Source organism: Candidatus Pelagibacter sp. PS_31, assembly GCF_059417865.1.
In genome coordinates this window covers 245,598-267,531 of record NZ_CM182069.1, presented here as the reverse complement: position 1 = coordinate 267,531, position 21,934 = coordinate 245,598, and the positions used below count along the sequence as shown (strand labels likewise).

General features: G+C 30.8%; 20 protein-coding genes and 1 pseudogene. 7 read left to right on the top strand and 14 right to left on the bottom strand.

Annotation, left to right across the window (positions count from 1 at the left end; all coding sequences use genetic code 11):
- The first annotated feature begins 21 nt into the window (after positions 1–21).
- The 4 genes from argE to AC5SLN_RS01385 are packed head-to-tail and all read left to right on the top strand — an operon-like array spanning position 22 to position 3,639.
- A complete protein-coding gene (gene argE, locus AC5SLN_RS01400) occupies positions 22–1,212 on the top strand; it encodes an acetylornithine deacetylase (RefSeq protein ID WP_494577103.1) in 1,191 nt (396 codons plus the stop codon).
- A gap of 38 nt (positions 1,213–1,250) precedes the next feature.
- Positions 1,251–2,150, top strand: coding sequence for an allantoinase PuuE (puuE, locus tag AC5SLN_RS01395; protein WP_494592193.1), 900 nt, complete (start codon positions 1,251–1,253; stop codon positions 2,148–2,150).
- 2 nt (positions 2,151–2,152) lie between these two features.
- The gene (gene alc, locus AC5SLN_RS01390; RefSeq protein ID WP_494578411.1) at positions 2,153–3,139 is read left to right on the top strand and encodes an allantoicase; all 987 of its coding nucleotides are present in this window, start codon (positions 2,153–2,155) and stop codon (positions 3,137–3,139) included.
- The gene (locus tag AC5SLN_RS01385; protein WP_494577100.1) at positions 3,136–3,639 is read left to right on the top strand and encodes an ureidoglycolate lyase; all 504 of its coding nucleotides are present in this window, start codon (positions 3,136–3,138) and stop codon (positions 3,637–3,639) included. The genes alc and AC5SLN_RS01385 overlap by 4 nt, the downstream gene beginning before the upstream one ends.
- Before the next feature lie 45 nt (positions 3,640–3,684).
- Here the strand turns inward: AC5SLN_RS01385 and AC5SLN_RS01380 are convergent, their stop codons facing one another.
- The 3 genes from AC5SLN_RS01380 to speB form a co-directional block, all read right to left on the bottom strand.
- The gene (locus AC5SLN_RS01380) at positions 3,685–5,133 is read right to left on the bottom strand and encodes an NCS1 family nucleobase:cation symporter-1 (protein WP_494592191.1); all 1,449 of its coding nucleotides are present in this window, start codon (positions 5,131–5,133) and stop codon (positions 3,685–3,687) included.
- 189 nt (positions 5,134–5,322) lie between these two features.
- Positions 5,323–6,759, bottom strand: a complete 1,437-nt coding sequence (locus tag AC5SLN_RS01375; protein ID WP_494592189.1) for an aldehyde dehydrogenase family protein — start codon at positions 6,757–6,759, stop codon at positions 5,323–5,325.
- 14 nt (positions 6,760–6,773) lie between these two features.
- The gene (gene speB, locus AC5SLN_RS01370) at positions 6,774–7,739 is read right to left on the bottom strand and encodes an agmatinase (RefSeq protein WP_271499193.1); all 966 of its coding nucleotides are present in this window, start codon (positions 7,737–7,739) and stop codon (positions 6,774–6,776) included.
- A gap of 58 nt (positions 7,740–7,797) precedes the next feature.
- On the opposite strand from speB, the gene AC5SLN_RS01365 reads away from it, so the two are divergent.
- The 3 genes from AC5SLN_RS01365 (at position 7,798) to AC5SLN_RS01355 (ending at position 9,593) form a co-directional block, all read left to right on the top strand.
- Positions 7,798–8,535, top strand: a complete 738-nt coding sequence (locus tag AC5SLN_RS01365) for a putative zinc-binding metallopeptidase (protein WP_494593776.1) — start codon at positions 7,798–7,800, stop codon at positions 8,533–8,535.
- Positions 8,535–9,179: a peptidylprolyl isomerase gene (locus AC5SLN_RS01360; RefSeq protein ID WP_494593774.1), complete on the top strand. Its 645-nt coding sequence runs from the start codon at positions 8,535–8,537 to the stop codon at positions 9,177–9,179. Before AC5SLN_RS01365 ends, AC5SLN_RS01360 begins: the two co-directional genes overlap by 1 nt.
- A gap of 81 nt (positions 9,180–9,260) precedes the next feature.
- A complete protein-coding gene (locus AC5SLN_RS01355) occupies positions 9,261–9,593 on the top strand; it encodes a hypothetical protein (protein ID WP_494593772.1) in 333 nt (110 codons plus the stop codon).
- Here the strand turns inward: AC5SLN_RS01355 and AC5SLN_RS01350 are convergent, their stop codons facing one another.
- From AC5SLN_RS01350 to guaB, 11 genes and pseudogenes are all read right to left on the bottom strand, one after another.
- A complete protein-coding gene (locus AC5SLN_RS01350; protein ID WP_494593770.1) occupies positions 9,594–11,816 on the bottom strand; it encodes a 3-hydroxyacyl-CoA dehydrogenase/enoyl-CoA hydratase family protein in 2,223 nt (740 codons plus the stop codon). It abuts the gene before it with no gap.
- A gap of 56 nt (positions 11,817–11,872) precedes the next feature.
- Entirely contained in the window at positions 11,873–12,727 is an 855-nt protein-coding gene (locus AC5SLN_RS01345; RefSeq protein ID WP_271486547.1) for an ABC transporter permease, read from the bottom strand.
- Between the two features lie 3 nt (positions 12,728–12,730).
- Entirely contained in the window at positions 12,731–13,978 is a 1,248-nt protein-coding gene (locus tag AC5SLN_RS01340; protein WP_494577092.1) for an ABC transporter permease, read from the bottom strand.
- A gap of 82 nt (positions 13,979–14,060) precedes the next feature.
- Positions 14,061–15,176, bottom strand: a complete 1,116-nt coding sequence (locus tag AC5SLN_RS01335; protein ID WP_494593768.1) for an extracellular solute-binding protein — start codon at positions 15,174–15,176, stop codon at positions 14,061–14,063.
- Between the two features lie 136 nt (positions 15,177–15,312).
- Complete coding sequence (locus AC5SLN_RS01330; protein ID WP_494593766.1) at positions 15,313–16,401, bottom strand: ABC transporter ATP-binding protein; 1,089 nt, start codon at positions 16,399–16,401, stop codon at positions 15,313–15,315.
- Positions 16,402–16,459: 58 nt separating this feature from the next.
- Positions 16,460–17,626, bottom strand: coding sequence for a M24 family metallopeptidase (locus tag AC5SLN_RS01325; RefSeq protein ID WP_494593765.1), 1,167 nt, complete (start codon positions 17,624–17,626; stop codon positions 16,460–16,462).
- 3 nt (positions 17,627–17,629) lie between these two features.
- Positions 17,630–18,402: pseudogene (panB, locus tag AC5SLN_RS01320) on the bottom strand (3-methyl-2-oxobutanoate hydroxymethyltransferase).
- A gap of 3 nt (positions 18,403–18,405) precedes the next feature.
- The gene (locus AC5SLN_RS01315) at positions 18,406–18,825 is read right to left on the bottom strand and encodes a VOC family protein (protein ID WP_494593763.1); all 420 of its coding nucleotides are present in this window, start codon (positions 18,823–18,825) and stop codon (positions 18,406–18,408) included.
- Positions 18,826–18,851: 26 nt separating this feature from the next.
- The gene (guaA, locus tag AC5SLN_RS01310) at positions 18,852–20,417 is read right to left on the bottom strand and encodes a glutamine-hydrolyzing GMP synthase (protein ID WP_494593761.1); all 1,566 of its coding nucleotides are present in this window, start codon (positions 20,415–20,417) and stop codon (positions 18,852–18,854) included.
- On the bottom strand, positions 20,407–20,844 hold the full coding sequence (locus AC5SLN_RS01305; protein ID WP_271479826.1) for a tetratricopeptide repeat protein: 438 nt from the start codon (positions 20,842–20,844) through the stop codon (positions 20,407–20,409). The genes guaA and AC5SLN_RS01305 overlap by 11 nt, the downstream gene beginning before the upstream one ends.
- Entirely contained in the window at positions 20,844–21,920 is a 1,077-nt protein-coding gene (gene guaB, locus AC5SLN_RS01300; protein ID WP_494593758.1) for an IMP dehydrogenase, read from the bottom strand. The genes AC5SLN_RS01305 and guaB overlap by 1 nt, the downstream gene beginning before the upstream one ends.
- Between the last annotated feature and the right edge of the window lie 14 nt (positions 21,921–21,934).

The following is a 21,934-nucleotide window of genomic DNA, read 5'->3' as shown; positions in this document are numbered from 1 at the left end:
AATATATAATGGTTGATAAATATGAGTACAGAAAATAATTTAAAGCTATTGTATAATAATTCAGTTCAAATTTTAACTGACTTAATAGCTTTTAAAACTATTTCAGGAGAAGATAATAGCTCATTAATTGATTATTGTGATGGTATCTTAAAAAAATTAGGTGCTACTTCTTTTAGAACTTATGACAGTGAAAAAAAAAGAGTAAATTTATTTGCAACACTAAAAGCTAAAAATTCAAATAGTAAAAAACCAATCATTTTATCAGGCCACACTGATGTTGTTCCTGTGTCAAAGGGCTGGAGCTCTGATCCTTTTACTGCAACTATTAAAGGTGATAAATTATATGGAAGAGGTTCGTGTGATATGAAGGGTTTTATTGCTTGTGCTTTAGCTTATGCACCTGTTTATTCTAAATCGAACTTAGATAGAGACATTCATTTCTCATTTACATTCGATGAAGAAACTGCATGTCAGGGTGCTCCTATACTAATAGAGGAATTAAAAAAAAGAGATATTAAAGATGGTATTTGTATTATTGGTGAACCGACTAATATGAAAATTATCGATGCTCATAAGGGGTGTTATGAATACACAACTTATTTTAAAGGTTTAGCAGGACATAGTTCAGCACCTCACAAAGGTGTGAGTGCTGTTGAATATGCATCAAAATACGTAAATAAATTAATTGAACTTAGGGAGAAACTTAAAAGTAGAACACCAAAAGACTCCATTTTTGAACCACCTCATTCCACTCTTTCTATTGGTGGTGTGTTTGGTGGTATTGCGCATAATGTAATAGCAGACAAATGTCATGTTAATTGGGAAACACGACCAGTTATTAAGGAAGATGGTGTATTTTTAAATCAAGAAATCGACAAGTATGCAAATGAGGTGTTATTACCTGAAATGAAAAAAGTTTTTCCTAATGCTTCAATTGAAAAAGATATTATTGGTGAAATAGTTGGGTTTGATAGAGAAGATAAGTCAGATGCTTGTGAATTAATTTCAAGTTTAACGGGTGATAATTCTAGACAAGTTGTTTCATTTGGAACTGAAGCAGGTTTATTTCAAGAAATTGGGATTAGTACTGTCGTGTGTGGTCCAGGATCAATTGATCAAGCTCATAAAATTGATGAGTTCATTGTTTTGGATGAGCTTAAAAAATGTTTAAACTTACTTGATGGTATCAAAGCAGAATCTGTTTCAAATTAATAAATTGTTAAACAATACAAAGTAAATTATAATTTTTTATGTCTAAAAAAGATCCAAGAGATATGATTGGGTATGGTTCTAAGGATCAAAAGATTATTTGGCCTAATAATGCACGTATTGCTGTTCAAATAGTTTTAAATTATGAAGAAGGTGCTGAAAATTGTGTTTTAAATGGTGACAATAACTCAGAAATTTTCTTATCAGAAATCATTGGCGCTCAACCTATCAAAGGTAGACATATAAATATGGAGTCTCTTTATGAGTACGGTTCAAGAGCAGGATTTTGGAGATTGCATAAACTATTTCAAGAAAAGAAAATTCCTATTACGGTTTTTGGAGTCGGTATGGCTTTAGAAAAAAATCCTGAAGTTTGTAATGCTATAATAAAAGCTGATTATGAGGTTGCATCTCACGGGTGGAGATGGATTGATTATCAAAATATTAAAAAAGCAGAAGAAAAAAAACATATGAAACTTGCTATTCAAGCTCATACAAAAATTTTTGGGGAGAGACCTAATGGTTGGTATACCGGTAGATGTAGCCCCAATACTAGAGACTTAGTTATGGAAGATGGTGGTTTTTTATATGACAGTGACTCTTATAGTGACGACTTACCATACTGGGAAACTAGAAATAAGAAAAAACAATTAATCATTCCTTATACTCTAGATAACAACGATATGCGATTTGCTACCAATCAAGGGTTTAATACAGGTGATCATTTTTTTTCTTATCTAAAAGATAGCTTTGATGTTTTATACGAGGAAGGAAAAACAAACCCTAAAATGATGTCAGTAGGATTACACTGTAGATTAATTGGAAAGCCTGGAAGAGTTCAATCTTTAAAGAAATTTCTAGATTATATTCTTAAACATGAAGATGTATGGATATGTAAAAGAATTGATATAGCCAAACATTGGATTAAAAACTATTCTTAATAATGTCAAAAAAAATTATTTTTACAAATGGTCTTATAGATTTAGCTCAACCTAGATTGGGAACTAAGGTTATATTTAAAACTGATGATTTTTTTGCTTCAGCAAATAGAATTATTAGTCCTTTACCAGCAATTTTTAAAGATGGATTGTTTGATAAAAATGGTAAATGGATGGATGGATGGGAATCTAGAAGAAAAAGAACTAAAGGGCATGATTATATAATTTTAAAATTAGGAAAACCTGGTTCTATTAAAAAAGTTGATGTTGATACATCACATTTTAATGGAAATCAGCCAGCTATGATTTCTATTGAAGGAACAAACTCAAGTTCAAATAAAATAAGTCAATTAAAGTGGGAACCATTACTTTCTAAGAAAAAAACTAAAGCTAATAGCCATCACTTCTTTACTACAAATAGTAAAAAAAAATTTACACATATAAAATTTAATATTTTTCCTGATGGTGGGGTTGCTCGACTGAGGTTATTTGGCTCAATTGCTAAATCTAATAAATTGAAAAATAAAAAAACAAATCTTGCATCACTATTAGATGGTGCCTCTGTTATTGCTTGTAACAATGAACACTTTGGTAAAGCTGAAAATATTTTAGCCCCTGGTAAAGCTAAAAATATGGGAGATGGATGGGAAACAAGGAGAAGACGTGGCCCAGGATTTGATTGGCTAATATTAAATTCTTTAGATGGAAAAGAAATTGATAAAATTGAAATTTCTACTCATCACTTTAAAGGTAACTTTCCAAGCTATTGCTCTTTACAAGCTGCTTATTTACCAACAATAAAAGGCTCTAAACAAATTGTAAATTCTTCGGTCAAATGGAAGTATTTATTAAAAGATGCAAAATTATCCTCTAATAAATTACATATTTTTAAAAATAATCTAATGAAAAAAGATAAAATTAATTTTATAAAAATTAATATTTTTCCAGATGGTGGGATATCTCGATTTAGAATATATGGAAAAAATGTATGACCAACTTAGCAATCAAACCCAAACCTATTAATAAAGAAAATTTTAAAAAGTTTGGAGATATGATCACAACAGACGATATCAAGCCTTTAGAAATAAATGATGGCTATGCAAAACGATATGATGGGATAGCTAACCTGGATGCAAAGAAAGATGGTGGAGAGTCTATAATTAGTATTTTTTCAGCTTTAAAAAGATCTTTTCCTATGAAGATTGATATGATGGAAAAACATCCACTTGGTAGCCAAGCCTTTATCCCAATGAAAGAAACAACATTTTTAGCTTTTGTTGCTCCTGAGGGTGATAAGCCTGATTTAAATAAAGTGGAGGCTTTTATTATTCCAAACGGAATTGGAGTAAATTATAATGCTGGTATTTGGCATTTTCCTTTAATTGCAACTGAGGATATGAATTTTTTGGTTGTTGATAGAAAAGGTGAAGGTGACAATCTAGTTCTTCATGATTTAAATAAAGAAAATATCACTTTAGAATTTAAAATATAAAAAAAGCCCACCAATGAATTGATGGGCTTTTAGTTATAACTTTAATTATCTTTTAGATATAGCTAGATGAACTACAGCACCTAGTGATGCACCAATTATCCAAGCATATCCTCCGCCACCACCTAGGTTTGCAAAGAAATCATCTAAACCAAAAACTAAAATGTTTGGCCAAACAGTTCCAACTGCGATGTAACCTGATAGTATCCAAGCTAACATTCCTTTATAATTGAAGCCACCATTGTAATGATACTTCCCACTAGGGCTAGCATCAAACAATGCATCTACATCTAGTTTTTCTTTTTTGATGATATAATAATCAACAATCATGATACCAAATACAGGTGCAAGAATTGCTCCTAGTGTATTAACAAATGGAAATAAACCCATTTGAGTAATAACAGCAACCCACATACCACCAATAATAAAACCAAAACCAGCAGTAATTAATCCACCTGTTTTGAAATTTATCTTATCTGGCATTAAATTGGCCAAGTCATAAGCTGGAGGTATAAAGTTTGCAACCATATTAATACCAACTGTTGCAGCAAAAAAAGCAAATGCAGCAATAATTGTTAAACCTAGGTTATCTACTTTAGCTACCATCTCTGTAGGACTTGCAACATACTCACCAAAAATTGCGATTGTTCCGCCTGTGATCATTAAAGTAATAAAAGAGAATAAGATCACGTTACCTACTAATCCCCATAGGTTACCTTTCCTCATTTCATCTTCATTTTTAACAAATCTAGCGAAGTCACCAAAATTGATAACTACTGCAGCAAAATATCCAACCATGATAGAAAATACTGCTAAGAAAGCTCCAAATGATCCTAAGCCTTCAAAGCCACCTGTTCTTTCACCACCAGAGAATATATTTCCAACTTCCGAAAATAATCCTCCACCAGCTTTAGCCCAGATAATAATCATCAATAGTATCATTACCGCATAGACAGCAGGACCAGCAAAGTTTAAGAATTTTTTAACAAGATCTACACCCTGCCAAAATAAATAAACTTGAAATGCTGAAACAAATATAAATGAAACCCACATTACACCTGTCATGCCAAGAAACATAACTTCACCTTCCATTCCTGTTATTCCAGTAATTAAAAGTGCTACAGCAGTTGATGCTGCATAAGTTTGTGCTCCATACCAAAACATTGCAACAAGACCTCTGGCCATTGCTGGAAAGTTTGCTCCAAAGACACCCATACTAACACGAGCAAATACTGGATATGGAATTCCATGTTTTACACTTGGTTTACCTGATAAGTTTACTAGCCACATTATAAAAAATCCTGCTAGAATTAATGCAGCAAATACAGCCCAACCATTTAGTCCTGACGCTAAAAACAAAGATGCAGCCAAAGTATAACCAAATAAACTTTGAACATCATTAGCCCAAACATTAAAGATTTCAAACCATCCCCAATTTTTTTTATTGCTTGGAGTTGGAGCTAAATCTGAGTTGTAGAGTTTTGACGATCTACCCATATTATTTCTCCTTTTTATTTTTGTTACTCTTATTAACTATAAAGCTATGGTAACACTACCTGCGACATTATGGATTATTTATGTTATGTAAAGTATAAAGCGATACAACTTTTAGTTTAGAAAATTAACTAATAAATATAGGGTTTATTGAATTGCAGAAAACCTATTATGAACAGCAATTTAGTTAAATTAATCGTTCCAACCGCTAACTACTTTAACTTCTAAATATTCTTCTAGACCTAATTTACCTGCTTCACGTCCAATACCTGAATGTTTGTATCCACCAAAAGGAGCATCAGGAGCTAAGCCTGCACCATTAATATCGACCATTCCTGATCTTAATTTTCTAGCAACTCTATTAGCTTTTTCTTGATCTTGAGTTTGAATAAAATTTAATAATCCATACGGAGTGTCATTAGCTATAGCAATAGCTTCTTCTTCAGTTTCGAAAGGTATAATTGACAAAACAGGACCAAATATTTCTGTTCTTGCAATCTGCATTTGGTTATTAACATCCGCAAATGCTGTAGGTTTAACAAAATAACCTTTATCAAGGCCATCTGGTTTGCCTGTTCCACCAGCAACTAATTTTGCACCTTCGTCAATTCCAACCTGTATTAATGTTTGAATTTTTTCAAATTGAGTTTTTGAAACAACAGGACCAATATGATCACCATTTTTTGTTGCAACATCAACTTTCATTGAGTTAGCAAAATTTTTAACTCTTTCCACTGCATCTGCATAGATTGATTTTTCTACCAACATTCTTGTTGGAGCATTACAGGATTGCCCTGTATTTCTAAAACATCTAAGCGCTCCTCTTTCAACTGCTTCAGCATCAGCATCTTTAAATATAATGTTAGCACCTTTTCCTCCAAGCTCTAAACTAACTCTTTTAAAGTCTTTTGCCGCATTTTCAGAAATTAAAGCACCTGCTCTAGTTGATCCTGTGAATGAAACCATGTTTACATCGGGGTGACTTGTTAATGCATTTCCAGTAACTGCACCATCTCCATTTACTAAATTAAATACACCTTTTGGTAATTTAATTTCATCAATCATTTCTGCTAAAATCATCGATGATAAGGGGGCTATCTCAGATGGTTTAAGGACCATTGTACAACCTGCAGCAATAGCTGGTATTACTTTTAAACAAACTTGATTCATCGGCCAATTCCATGGAGTTATTAACGCGCAAACTCCTTTTGGTTCATGCAAAATATTATTATTAAGAGCATGTTCTCCTAATTTTGCTTCAAATGTGTATTCTTTTAAAACTTTTATATAAGATTTTATGTGACTAGCACCAGTTCCAGCTTGTAATTGAGTTGAAAAATCAATTGGGGCTCCCATTTCAAGGGAGATTGCTTCAGCCATATCAGCCCATCTTTTTTTATAAACATCATATAAGGCTTCTAAATATTTTAATCTTTCTTCTTTTGTTGAGAATGCCCAAGTTTCAAAAGCTTTAGTTGCAGCACTTACTGCATCATTTACATCTTCTACTCCACTTAAAGATATAACTGCGCATTCCTCTTCAGTTGAAGGGTCAATTACTTTGAAATCATTTGATTTTTTTGGAGAAACCCATTCTCCATTTATATAAAAATTTTTTTTATCTAGCATTCCTAAAAATTATATTATCTTTTAACTTTTGCAAACAAATTAGTTAATTCATAAACAATTGTAGCTGCTGCTAAAGATGTAACTTCTGCATGGTCATATGCTGGAGACACTTCAACTACATCCGCAGAAATTAAATTTAAACCTGAAAGGCCTCTTATGACATTAACCATTTCTCTTGTAGTCATTCCTGCAATTTCAGGTGTACCCGTTCCTGGTGCAAAAGCAGGATCCAAAACATCTATATCAATAGATAAATAAAGTGGATTGTTTCCAACTCTTTTTCTTATTCTTTCAGCAATTTTATCTGTACCTTGTGTTTGAAATTCATCACAGTGAATGATTTTAAAACCAAACTCTTCATCATTTTTTATATCATCTCTACTGTAAAGAGGACCTCTAATCCCAACATGCATTGAAGCATCATCTAAAAATAAATTTTCTTCTCTTGCTCTTCTAAAAGGAGTTCCATGAGTATAGGGTGCTCCAAAATATGTGTCCCATGTATCTAAGTGAGCATCAAAATGTACTAAAGCAACTGGACCATTATTCATTTTATTAATAGCTCTTAGCAAAGGAAGAGCAATTGTGTGATCACCTCCTAAACTAATAATGCCACCTACTTTATTTAAAAGTTCTGTAGCGCCCTCTTCTATTTGTTTAATGGCTTCATCAATGTTAAATGGGTTGCATGTGATGTCGCCTGCATCAGCAACTTGCTGAACTTTAAATGGTTCAACATCATAACTTGGATGATAATTAGTCCTTAAATGTCTTGATGCCTGCCTAATACTCATAGGTCCAAATCTCGCACCAGGCCTATAACTAGTGCCTGCATCAAATGGAATTCCAACAATTGCTACGTCACAACTCTCAACATCTCTTAATTCTGGTAATCTTGCAAATGTAGATGGCCCAGCAAATCGTGGAACTTTAGTTCCACTTATTGGTTGTACTGGATTTTTGTTTCTTTCTTTTTTCATTTTATAAATAAAATGTACCACATTCTTTAAGAATGGAATATCTTCTATCTTTAAAATTATGAACTTAATAAGAGCTATTTTACTATTAATTTTTTTAATTACACCTCTAAAGGCAAATACTATTTATAATTTAATTAAGATACCTAACTTAGAGGTTTATGAAATAAATACAAAAAATAAACTTAGATATTTTTATGCAGCTAGACCCTTCCGACTAGGCACTCAAAAAAACATTGTTTGTTCAAATCCTAATAAGAAAGATTTAGAATCAAAATATAAGATTATTCATAAAAATCTTAATAGATACTCTTATGACTATCTAAAAAAAATTAATCTCAAATATATTGTAATGTGTCAAAATTTATCAATCTCAGAAATATATACAGCTGGTATTCCAGATAATGTAATGAAAACATTAATACTAGATATCAAATTTAATCAGAAATATTTTGAAAGAGTAATTCATCATGAAGTTTTTCATGTAATACATCTTCAGCACAAAAATATTTTTAATGAAGAAGAATGGGCTAAATTTAATAATTTTGAATTTAAATACGCTGAATGCTCTACTTGCACAAAGAATATATCTTTAGAAAAATATCAAGAGACTAATGGGTTTTTTACAGAATACTCTAAATCAACAGCCTCAGAAGATATGGCAGAAGTTTATTCACATATGATTTTTTTAAAGAAAAAAGAAATTAATCAAATTCGTAAATTTGATCCTATTTTAAATAATAAAATTTCATATATTGAAAATAAAATAAAAGAAATAGATAATTCTTTTACTTTCTAATGATAAAAAAAATTAAAGCTTCTAAATCAGAAAAATTTATTTTTATTTTTTTAATCCTACTAGCTATCACAACTTTCTTCACATATTTTATAATTAAAAATAAATGTTTATTTGTTAAAAATATTGATCCAAAGAATATTACTTTTAAGAATCCAAATAATATTGCAATTTTAAATGTACCTTGTGGAAATGTAATTATAGAACTTTATCCTAACATTTCACCTAATGCAGTTCAAAGATTTGTAACTTTAATTAGATCTAAAGCTTATGAGAATATTGCTTTTCATAGAGTAATCGAAAATAAACTTATCCAGGCTGGTGACCTAGAGTTTGGAAAAAAAGGAAATTTAGATTATGGAAAAATTGGAACTGGAAAATCAGGTTTAGGTACAATTAAATCAGAAATTGATAATGAGTTTAATTATACCATAGGTAGTGTCGGGTTAGCTCGAACATTTAAGAATGATACTGAAGACAGTCAATTTTTTATAATCCTACAGGATGAACCATTATTTGAAGGTGAATATACACCTGTTGGAAAAGTTCTTTATGGTTTCGAAGCATTGAAAAAGATAAAATCTGATAAACGCTCAGAGTATATATTAAGACCAGATTTTATTAATTCATTTAAAATGCTTAATTAACAATGAATAAAATTTCAAGTTGAACCCATTTTAGTCACTCTACAACTATTATTATTAATTAAAAATTGATGAGATACGTTTGTGAAAAATGTCCTAAAAAATACAATTAGGAAAAAAATTAATTTAAGTAAAAAAAAATTAATTGAACAACCCTTAAAAATTTTAAAAAAGATTAATATAGAAAAATTAACAAATTTCACATCATCTTCACTAATAGAAAAATACAATAATTTCAAAGAAAGAGCTAAACAAAAAGAACTGCGTAGAATTAAACTAATAAAAGAAGAGAAAATTAAAGAATTAAAAAAAGAAAAGTTAGAACAAGAAAAACAAAAAAAAGAAGAAATAATAGAAGAAAAAAAAGAAGAAATATTAGAAAACGAGGTAAAGAAAGAAGAAGATGAAAGATATTAATTAGTTAATTAAAGCCTTTCCTGTTGCTAGTGTGTGTTTAATACGGTCTTGAGTTTCTTTTGTCTCTATTAATCTCATGAAAGCATCTAATTCTAATTTAAATAAATCATCTTCTGATAAAATTTTATCTATAGTTGTATCTCCTCCACTCAAAACATGAGCCAGTTCTTTTGCAACAGTAACACCGTGATCACGAATTATTTTTTTATTATAAAGGTTTTCTATAATTTTATTCATTTCTGTTAAAATTTCTTTTCCTGGTAGTTTAAATTCAGTCTCTGTTGGAGTTTTAAATTCTTTATTGTCGTCTAAGATCTTTTTTGAAACTTCTAGTAAACTATTTCTATTCATTATTTTTTTATCTTCTGGTCTTAAGTATTTTAATGGTTCTGCCTCAATTGGTGAAGTTGCTGTTTTTCCATAACCAATAATATCAAATACTTTAAGTGGTGCATAATGAGGATCTTTTTTAGCCTCATCTGTATCAAACCATCTTGCCAACATTTCCTTACATCCACCTCCAGCTGGTATCAGTCCAACTATTGTTTCCACTAATCCAACTACAATATTTGTATGTGAAGCAACAAAATTACTTTGGACCATTACTTCAAATCCACCTCCTAGAGTTAAACCTGATGGTGCAGATATCACCGGGTGATTAGAATACTTAAGATGCTTGCAGGTTTCTTGAAAGTATCTAATAAATTTTTCTATGGATTTAAAATCATTTTTGTTCGCAAAATCCATTGTATAACTCAAGTTTACTCCAGCAGAAAATTGCATACTTTCATTTATTATAATCAAAGGTTTGTCAGTGGCTTTTTTTAAAGCATCCATTGAATCGTAATCTAGAGCATTTGCTTTAGTGGTAAACTCAACAATATTATAATCTTTAAATCTATATATCTGTGCTGAACTGTTTCCATCAACACTTAATGCTTTCTTTTTAGCTTTTCCAAACGTTTCAATGTCAGTGTATTTTTGTCTAGATCCATAAAAATCTTGATTTCTATTTTCAGATAAATTTTCTAAAAAAGCATTTCCCTTAAAGTCGTCTATTTTACCAAAAAAAGTTTCAACTCCGATTTCCTCCAACATTTCAAATGGACCTTTAGTCCAGTTAAAACCTAATCTCATTGCTTCATCAATATCATTGAAATCTTTTGTAATTGATGGAACTAAAGAAGAAGCATATTTGATAATCTTAGAAATAACAGACCAAGCATACTCACCATACTTGTCCTCTCTAGATATTAATTCTTTAAGGTCTATTTTGTCTGATTTAATATTAATTTTTTTACTTACAGAGTATTCTCCAGTTTCAAGATTAATTGCTTCCATAATCTTAACTTCACCAGTTTTGTTAACTCTATAAAATCCACCCTTGCCTTTTCGGCCAGTATATCCTGTTTCAATTAATTTTTTTACTAAAGGAATTTCTTTTGCAACTACTTGAAAAGGGTCATTTTTTGATAATTCTTTAATAAAACTTTTTAAAACATCAGCCATTAAATCAATACCAATTAAATCATAAAGACCAAACACACCTGTTTTTGGTATACCCATTGGTCTTCCAAAAATTGCATCAGCTTCTTCTATACTAAGTTTCATTTTAAAAGCCTCAGTCATTGCAACTTGCATTGCATAAACACCTATTCTATTTCCTAAAAAGCCTGGCGTGTCATTACAAATAATTGCACCTTTTCCAAGTTCTGTTTCACAAAAAGTTTTTAGAGAGTTTATTTTATCTAAATCATTATTTTCATTTTTAACTATCTCTAATAATCCCATGTATCTGACTGGATTAAAAAAGTGAGTAATGCAAAAATCTTTTTTTTCTTTCTCTGATAAGTGTTGAGATAATATTTTGATAGGAATAGATGATGTGTTTGAAGATACTATCGCACCTTTTTTTCTTTCTTTGAATATTTTTTTATAGATATCATGTTTAATATCTATTCTTTCAACAACAGCTTCTACTACCCAGTCAGCTTCTTTTACTTCATCAAAATTATCTAAAATGTTTCCTACTTTAATGTTTTTTATTTTGGACTTATCTAACAAAAGTGGTGGTCTCGATTTGTAAATTTTATCCCGTGCTTGCTCACTTATTTCAGTTTTTAAATCTAATAAAGTTACTGGAATATTTGCATTACATAAATGTGCAGCAATTCCACTACCCATAGTTCCTGAACCTATAACTACTACTTTTTTAATTTTCATAAGATTTTAAAATCGAAGAATTGTTTATAATAAAAAAAATGATCTTAGTAAATCAATTACCTGTTAATTCCTCTTAGTCTTTCAGATCTTCTTCTTAAAAGTTCTGCGCTAACAAGAATTAATGTGGACATTATAATTAAACAAGTTGCCACTGCCATTATTGTTGGGCTTAGCTGTTCCCTTAGACCAACCCACATTTGAATTGGAATAGTAGTGTTTTCAAGTCCTGCTAAGAATAACACAACGACAACTTCATCAAATGAAGTTACAAAGGCAAATAATGCACCTGAAATAACACCTGGTAAAATTAATGGTAATGTTATTTTCATAAAAGTATTAACTGGATTACTTCCTAAACTTGCAGCAGCTCTTGTAACACTATGGTCAAACCCTGTTAATGTTGCTGTTACTGTAATAACTACAAATGGTGTACCTAAAATAATATGTGCTAAAATTATTCCTGTATGCGTTGCAGCTAAACCTACTTTTGCCATAAAGAAGAATATTGCTGTTCCTGAGATAATTAACGGCACAATCATTGGAGATATTAATAAAGCCATGAACGCTGCTTTATATGGCATATGTCTACTACTTAAACCTAGCGCTGCAACCGTTCCTAAAATTGTAGAGCCAATGGTTGCAAAGAAAGCAATAAAAATACTATTCTTTGCAGCAAGTCCCCATGGATTTTTAGTTCCATAAATCATATCCTCATACCATCTTAATGAAAATGCGTCAGGGTCAAGTGCTAACATTCCTTTAGAAAAGTGAATATATTGCTCTGCATTAAATGAAAGTGGTAAGATTATAAACAGCGGCGCAATTAAAAAGAAAAATACTAATGCACAAATTGTTAAATAAGTGTAGTGCCAAACTCTATAATTCCATGATGTATAATTTGGTAATGACATAATTTATCCTAATTTAATATTATCTATTCCTACTAATTTATTATAGATCCAGTAAATAGTTAGTACACCAACCAACAGCATTGTTCCTAATGCAGCAGCAAATGACCAATCTAGAGAACTTTTCATATGATAGGCAATTGTATTACTAATCAAAGACCCACTTGCCCCTCCAACTAATGCAGGAGTTATATAATAACCTATTGCTAAAATAAAAACTAACAAGGATCCGGCACCAATTCCAGGAATTGTTAATGGAAAATATATTTTTCTAAATGCTACAAATGGTGTTCCACCCAAAGATTTTCCAGCTCTCATTAAGCTTGGAGATATTGTTTTCATCACACTGTAAAGCGGTAAAACCATAAATGGTAATAAGATTTGAGTCATTGCAACAAAAGTTCCAATTACATTATACATCAATTCTGGTCTGGCATCGTTTGCTGCAAGTCCGAGCCATACAATCAAATCATTAATTGGGCCTTGTTGCTGAAGTAAAACCATCCAACTTGAGGTTCTGACCAATAGTGATGTCCAGAATGGAAGAAGCACACATATCATCAGTAAATTACTATATTTCATGGGTAATGTAGCTAATAAGTATGAAATTGGATAAGCAAGCATGAAGCAAAATATAGTTACCCAAAAAGCAACTTTAAGAGTTCTTAGCCAAAGTATTTTATGAATTCTTCTGTCTTCATCTTGTTGAACGATGTTTCTGTCTGGGTCAAGTTTTAAATCCACACCTTTTAAGTATTTAGCATATGACCATTTTGGTGCAGTATTCTTTAGAGCAACCCAGTAATCTACATCTCTCCAGATTTTATGAGTTTCCATAAACTGCTCTTTGTAGTTACTCTTTTCAAATTTCTTAATTTTTCTATTTGTTTTTTTTAATCCACTACTAAAACCAGATTTTTCATAGTTTAATCTCTGATATAATTTTCCAGCTTCTTTATTAATAGCCAATGGATAGAAATCCTTGTAAAAAGCTTCATATACATCCTCTTCTGGTAACTCTTTACCATCCCATTTCTTAAGTGCTGCAAAAGTATTTGGTAACTTACTTGTAATCATACGATCATCAACACTTCTAAATAACATATCACCTATCGGAAATACGTATGTAATTATAAGAAATAAAAATAAAGGACCTACAAGCATTAAAGCCTTTAGCTTATTTTTTTTCTCAGCTTTTTTTAAGCTTATCTCTAAAGGTATTCCGTCTGATGATAATATCTTTTCTGTACTCATATATAAAATTTTAAAAAAAAAGGGCGGTTATTATGTAACCGCCCTAGTATTTTATAACAAAAACTTAATCTATAAAACTAAATTATAGTCCAGCTTTCATTGCTTCCCATTTTTCACCAATTTCATCCTGGTTATCTGCCCAGAATTCAGGGTTCATAAGAATGTATGATTTAGTGTTCGCAGGGGCTGTTGGCATATGTGGTACCATGTTAGTCTTACCATCTTTAAACCAAGGTTCTCCTGCTTCCATGATAGCGATTGAAGATTTTCTCCAAGGAGCGTAAGCAATATACTTAGCACTTCCTGCTAAACCTTCAGTACTTGTCATTTCTCTAAGAACTTTCATAGCTTTTCCGTTAGCATCGTTAGGTCCACCTTTAACCATAGCGAAATACTCATAGTCAAGAATTTGAGAGTCCCATACTTGTACAATTGGAGTTCCTTCCATTTGTGCATTGAAGAATCTACCATTCCAACCAGTAGCCATAACAACCTCACCGTTAGCTAATAATTCTGGTGGCTGAGCTCCAGCATTCCAGAATACACATCCACCTTTTGGATCTGCACATAGTGCTTTGATTTTAGCAATTGCTTTATCAACTCCACCATCAGCTTCAAGTTTGCTGTAAATCTTATCACCACCTTTACCAGCTTTTGTACCTGCTGCCATAGCTAATTCTAAGTTAGACATTGCACCTTTGTAGATAGCTCTTTTACCAGGAAACTTTTTAGTATTAAAAAAGTCTTTTGCTGATTTTGGAGTACCTTTTACATTGTTTTTATTGTAAGCAAAGTTCCAAGAGTACAAGATGTTTCCAACTGCACATTTTGAAGGCATGCCAGTAAAGAAGTCTTCACTTGCAGGTGTTCCATCTGGAGCAGGTGCGAAGTCTTTATCGAAATCGAATTCAACAAAAATTCCTTCATCACATCCAATGATAGTATCTTTTGCGTATACATCAATGATGTCCCAAGTGATTTTTCCAGCTTCTTTTTGAGCTTTAATTTCTGATAATCCACCAGTGTAGTCCACCCAATTAACAGGTATTCCTAATTTTGCTGCTGTAGGATCACCATACCCTAATTTTTGACTTTCAGTGTAAGCACCACCCCAAGACACTACAGTAACTGCAAATGCTGAAGTTGTGATAGAAAGTACAAAAGATAGAGCAAGTAATAATTTACTTAATTGTTTCATTTTATCTCCTATTTAACGTTAACGTTTGTTATTTTATAAAGTGAAAGTAAAACAATATAGACAAGTTTAGTCAACAGCCAATTATGTCTATTTTGCCTTTATTTTATTTAAGTTTTTTTAGGGATTTTTTTTAAGATTATTTTGGATCTAAAGCTCTGCAATCAATACTGTTCCAGCCTATATTAAGTACATTACCTTTTTTTAGATCTAATCTTGCAGTGCTATTTGGTACTTTAAGGATAAAATCTTTATTACCAAGTAAATCAACTCTTAGTCTAGTATGATCACCGTGATAAATTATTTCTTCAATTTTACCTTTATGGTTATTATCCATTTTATCTGTAGGATCTATAATTGCTCTTTCAGGTCTTAGTGAAACTTTAGTCTTATCCCCTTTTGCTTTAACAGCAACTGGATTTGCTAAAATTTCTGTGCCATTTTCTAATTTAACTTTACATTTGTCTCCTGAAATATCTAAAACTTGACCTGAAAATTTATTATTTTCTCCAATGAACTCAGCAACAAATGAATTAACCGGTTTTTCATACAATTCATCTGGACTTGATAGTTGCTGAACTTTACCATCATTGAAAACTGCAATACGGTTTGACATTGTTAATGCTTCAGTTTGATCGTGTGTAACATACACAACTGTTACACCAATACTTTCGTGAATATGTTTAATTTCATATTGCATACTCTCTCTTAAATTTTTATCTAAAGCTCCAAGTGGTTCATCCATAAGTACTACTTGTGGATCAAAAACTAAAGATCTCGCCACAGCAACACGCTGTTGTTGTCCACCAGATAATTGCATAGGCATTCTTGCTTCAAAACCTTGAAGGGATACCATTGATAAAGCTTTATCAATTTTTTTATCTGCTTCGTCTTTTGGAATTTTTCTCACTCTTAATGGAAAAGCTAAATTTTCATAAACTGTCATATGTGGAAATAAAGCGTAGTTTTGAAATACCATTCCAATCCCTCTTTTGTGAGGTGGAATATTTGAAATAATCTTACCATCTAAATAAATTTCTCCATGAGTTGGAGTTTCAAAACCAGCAAGCATCATTAAACAAGTTGTTTTACCAGAACCAGAGGGTCCCAACATAGTTACAAACTCACCTTCTTCGATGTCTAGATTTAGTCCTTTAACGACAAGTACTTTGCCATCGTAGCTTTTGTCTACATTGTCAAATTTTACAAATTCTTTATTTTTAATCATATTTTTTAAATGAATTTAAAACATTTGTTTACTTGTTTATCAAGTTTTTTTATTTCAATTATTTAATGTGCAGATCTTTTGAAAAATTACAAAATAATTCACATCCTTTGTCAGTTATTCGTATTGCTTCTGATGCTTCAACTCCCCACCCCCCAAATTGCATTACAGCAATCATATGAAAAGTAACATTTGGTTCTAGAATAGTCATATCACCTTTAGATATATTAAGAGTATGCTCACCCCAATCAGGTGGATAACCAATTCCTATTGAATAACCAGTTCTAGAGGTTTTTTCTATTCCATATTTATCTAAAATTTTCCAAAAAGCTTGTGCAACATCATCTGCAGTTTGTCCAGGTTTTGCAGCATCTATTCCAGCTTGAAGTGCCTCATTAGTTTTATTCATAGTATCAATTTTCAATTGATCTGGTTTTCCAAGTAAAACTGTTCTAGCCATGGGACAATGGTACCTTTGATATACCCCTGAAAGCTCTATTATTGTAGCCTCACCCTCTACAAACTTATCTTGAGTTGCTGTTAAATGTGATGCTGAAGTACCTTTCCCAGTTGGAAGTAGCGTTGCAATACTTGAATATTCACCACCAAATTCTGGCGTTCCATAAAATAATGCTTTTTGAATTTCACCCACCGCATCACACTGCCTGACACCAGGATTTATAATGTCAATTGCTGTTTGCATTCCTTTTTGAGAAATTATTGCTGCAGATTTCATAAGTTCTATCTCTGCATTAGATTTAACAACACGAGCCCAATTAACTAATCTTTCAGAATCTTTTAACTTAACGTTTGGTAGCCCTTGTTTCATTTTTTCATAACAATAAGCAGTAAAATAATGACTATCCATTTCTAAACCTATTGTAAGTTTATCCCATTTTCTTTCTTTTATAATTTCTACTAAATTATCAAATGGATGAAGTGGCCATGTATGAATATATTTTTCGTCATAGACTAAAATATTTTCATTTTTTAAATAAGTTTTTATATAAGCTCCACCTGAATCTTGCTTTCTTACCCAGCATAATGGCTCATCAGCATTCACATGTACAATTACAGCTTGAGCATAATAAAACGACCAAGCATCATAACCAGTTAAATAGTTCATATTGGCTGTATCACTAGAGATTAATAGTTCAATGTTTTTTTCTTGCATTGCGCTTTGAACTTTTTTTAATCTTGCTTTGTATTCTTCTTTGCTAAAATTCATATCTTAATAACTATTAGTTTTCTTTGGAAATTTTTTATTTTTAACTTCATTTTTAAATTTAATTATAGCAGTATTAATCTGTTTTGTAATATTAGAAAATTTTTTAACAAATCTAACTTTTATTGGGTTTAAACCTATTAGATCGTCAGTAACCAGAACTTGTCCGTCGCAGTGTACTGATGCACCAATACCAATTGTTGGAACTTTAACAGTTTTTGTAATTTCTTTTGCTAATGAACTTTCAACACACTCTAAAACAATTGAAAATACACCAGCTTCTTCTAAAAGTTTAGAGTCCTTTAAAATTTTATTTCTTTCTGTTAACTTTTTTCCTTTAAATTTAAAATTTGTTGCAGATTGTGGAAGAACACCAAGATGTCCCATTACTGGAATTTTATTCTTAATTAAAGTTTTGATTATTTGAACAACTTTTTTACCCCCCTCAAGCTTAATTGCATCACACTTCGTTTTAGACATTATTTTTTTTGCATTATTTAAGGCTTCTTTTGGGTTTCGGTAAGTATTATGAGGCATATCTACTACCATTAAGCTTTTTTTAACACCCATTCTTACACTTTTAGAATGTTCAATCATCATATCTAATGTCACTTTTTTTGTGGAAGAAAAACTATAAAGTACAGATCCAAGGGAGTCGCCTACTAAAACAAGATCACAGTGTCTATCTACTATTGATGCAATATTTTTAGAGTAAGCAGTAAGACTTATAATTTTGGATTTATTTTTTTTTTAATAAAGTTTAAGATTTTTTTGTTCATTTTTTACCAAACACCTTCATTTTTCATTGAGGACCAAGGTTCTTTAATTTCTAAATTACCCTCTTGTAAGATTTCTATAGAAATATTGTCAGGAGATCTGACAAATGCCATATGACCATCTCTAGGCGGTCTATTAATTGTATACCCCATATTTTTAAGTCTCTCACATGTTTGATAAATATTTTCAACACGGTATGCTAAGTGACCAAAATTACGAGATCCATCACCCAACTCATCACCATCCCAATTGTAGGTTAGCTCTAATTCAGCTTTTTCATCGCCAGGTGCTGCTAGAAAAATTAAGGTAAATCTGCCTTGCTCATTTTCCATTCTTCTAGTTTCAATTAAACCTAATCCCTTGCAGTAGAAATCTAATGATTTCTCTATGTCTGAGATTCTGATCATGGTGTGTAAATATTTCATAATATTATGCACTCTATAGTAAAGTATTACTCTAATTCAATGGTACTAGGTGGTTTTGAAGTAACATCGTAAACAACTCTGTTTATACCTCTAATATTATTAATAATTTGATTAGAAATTGATTGCATAAAACCTTTAGGAAAATCAAAAAAATCAGCTGTCATTCCATCTTCAGAGGTAATTGCTCTTAACAAACAAATATGTTCATAAGTTCGATTATCTCCCATAACACCCACAGTTTTTACTGGTAGGAGTGCAGCATATGCTTGCCAAATTTTATCATATAACCCATGTTCTCTTAAAGCTTTTATAAAATAGAAATCAGCCTCTTTTAAAATTTTAATTTTTTCATTAGTTATAATACCAGGCATTCTAATAGCTAGACCAGGACCAGGAAATGGATGTCTAGAGATTATGTCATTAGATAAATTAAGTTCTAATCCTAATTTTCTAACTTCATCTTTAAATAAAAATTTAAGAGGTTCTACTAATTTTAATTTCATTCTTTTAGGAAGGCCCCCCACATTATGATGTGATTTTATTTTTGAAGTTTGACTACCAGTCACAGATTTACTTTCAATTAAGTCGGGATAAAGAGTGCCCTGAGCAAGAAATTTAACATTCTTAATTCTGTTTGCATATCTTTCAAATATTTTAATAAATAGATTACCAATGATTTTTCGTTTTTTTTCAGGATCAGATACATTTGTTAATTTTCTAATAAATTCTTTTTCTGCATTAACATAAATCAAATTAATTTTTAATTTTTTCTTAAAAGTATTAACTACTTGTATTTCTTCGTTTTTTCTTAAGAGACCGTTATTAACAAAAATACAAGTTAAATTTTTTCCAATTGCTTTGCTTAATAATTGTGCAACCACACTACTATCCACACCACCCGACAATCCACAAATTACTTTGTTGTCACCTACTTGCTCTTTAATTTCATTGATTAATTTTAATTTTTGATCTTTTGATGACCAGTTTTTTTTAATTTTACAAATGAGAAAAACAAAATTTCTTAATAAAATTTTACCTTTATTAGTATGTGTTACTTCAGGGTGAAATTGTACACCATAAAAATTTTCTTTAATATTTTCAATAATTGTTAATTTAGAGTTTTTTGTAGAAGCTATAATTCTAAAATTTTTTGGCATTTTTGATACTTGATCAGCATGGCTCATCCAAACATCACTTCTATTATTTTTATTAAAAAAATTCTTAGTTAAAATACTATTGGAGACTTTACTTATAGTAGCCAAACCAAACTCTCTATGTTTTGATTTTTTAACTTTGCCACCTAATAGTTTTGACAATATCTGATGTCCAAAACATATGCCTAGGATTGGAATTCCAAGTTTCAATATCCTCTTATCAAATTTAAATTTATCATTTTCGTAAACATTAAGAGGACCACCAGACAGTATTATTCCAGCAATATTATCTTTTGCAATTTGAGATATTTTTATTTTTTTATGACTTACAATTTCTGAAAAAACCCCTAATTCCCTTACTCTTCTTGCAATTAATTGTGTAAATTGAGAACCAAAATCGATTATTAAGATTTTACTTAAATTATTACTAAGACTCATTTTTAGGTTCCAAATTCTTTAAGGATTCTAAAATAGAATTTTTCTTATCACACAATTTATTGCAAATTTTTGAAAAATTATCTGCTAGTTCTTTTACTTTGGAATAATTAGATCTTTTTAACTCTATTTCCATAAGCATGTAGTTTGCTTCTTCATTTTTTGGATCAAGTAATAACACTGTATCTATATTTTTTTGTTCTTCTCTTTTGTTCTCTTCAAAATTATAAATTTTTGCTAAATACAAATATGAATCTTTGTCCTTAGGGTTAAAAACAATACTTCTTTGAAACAAAAATTTAGATTCTTCATATTTTTGTTCATCGTATTTATTTTTTCCTTCTTCAAAAAAGTTATTTTCTGCAAAAGAAGAGCTTCCAAAATTTAAAATTAAAAACAGGACAATTATTAATTTATTTATTGTTCTCATTAATACTTGCTCTCATTTTTAATTTGATCAACATTATGAACCATACTTTCATAAAAACCAGCCTTAGTTATTTTTACAAAATTCGGTTTATTTTTAAGGTTTGGTACTTTTTTAGCACCAAGATATCCCATAGATGATTTTAATCCTCCAATTAATTTATAAATTATACTTTTAACATCACCTTTATATTTCACAAAACCTTCTACTCCTTCTGGAACATATTTAGATATATCTTTTTGTTTGGTTTGAAAATATCTATCAGCTGATCCTTTATTCATCGCGCCAACTGATCCCATTCCTCTAAAACTTTTAAATAACTTACCATTTTTTTTAATTAATTTTCCAGGTGTCTCTAAGCTTCCTGCAAACAAAGAACCAATCATTATAGCATCGGCACCTGCTGACAATGCTTTAGCTAAATCCCCTGAATATTTAATTCCACCATCTGAAATTATTTTTACTTTATTGTTTTTAACACCTTTTTTAACTGCAAGGATCGCACTTAATTGCGGTACACCAATACCTGCAACTAGCCTAGTTGTGCAAATTGATCCTGGCCCTATTCCAACTTTAATAATATCTACTCCTAATTTTATTAAAAATTTTGCTGCTTCAGTTGTTGCAATATTTCCAGCACATAGAGTTGTTTTGTTTGTTTTTAATTTTTTTATAGCTTTAATAATTTCAGCTACTTTTTTGCTATGTCCATGAGCTGTATCCACAACAATTAAATCAACTTTTTCTTTTAAAATTGCTTTTGCTCTTTTAAGTTCTAATGGACCAGCTCCAACTGCCGCACCAACTAATAAGTTTAATCTTTTAACCTTTTTAATTTCTTCAACTTGTTTTTTAATATCCAAATTTCTGTGAATTACACCAATGCCTCCAGCTTTAGCTATTGCTATTGCCATTTTGCTCTCCGTAACTGTATCCATTGCAGAGGATAATAAAGGTATTTTTAATGTTAAATTAGATGATAATTTAGTGCTGGTATCAACTTCAGAAGGTAAAACTTCTGAGTATTTTGGTGCCATTGTAACATCATCAAAAGTGAGAGCTTCTTTTATAGGATCCATAATCATTTATATAT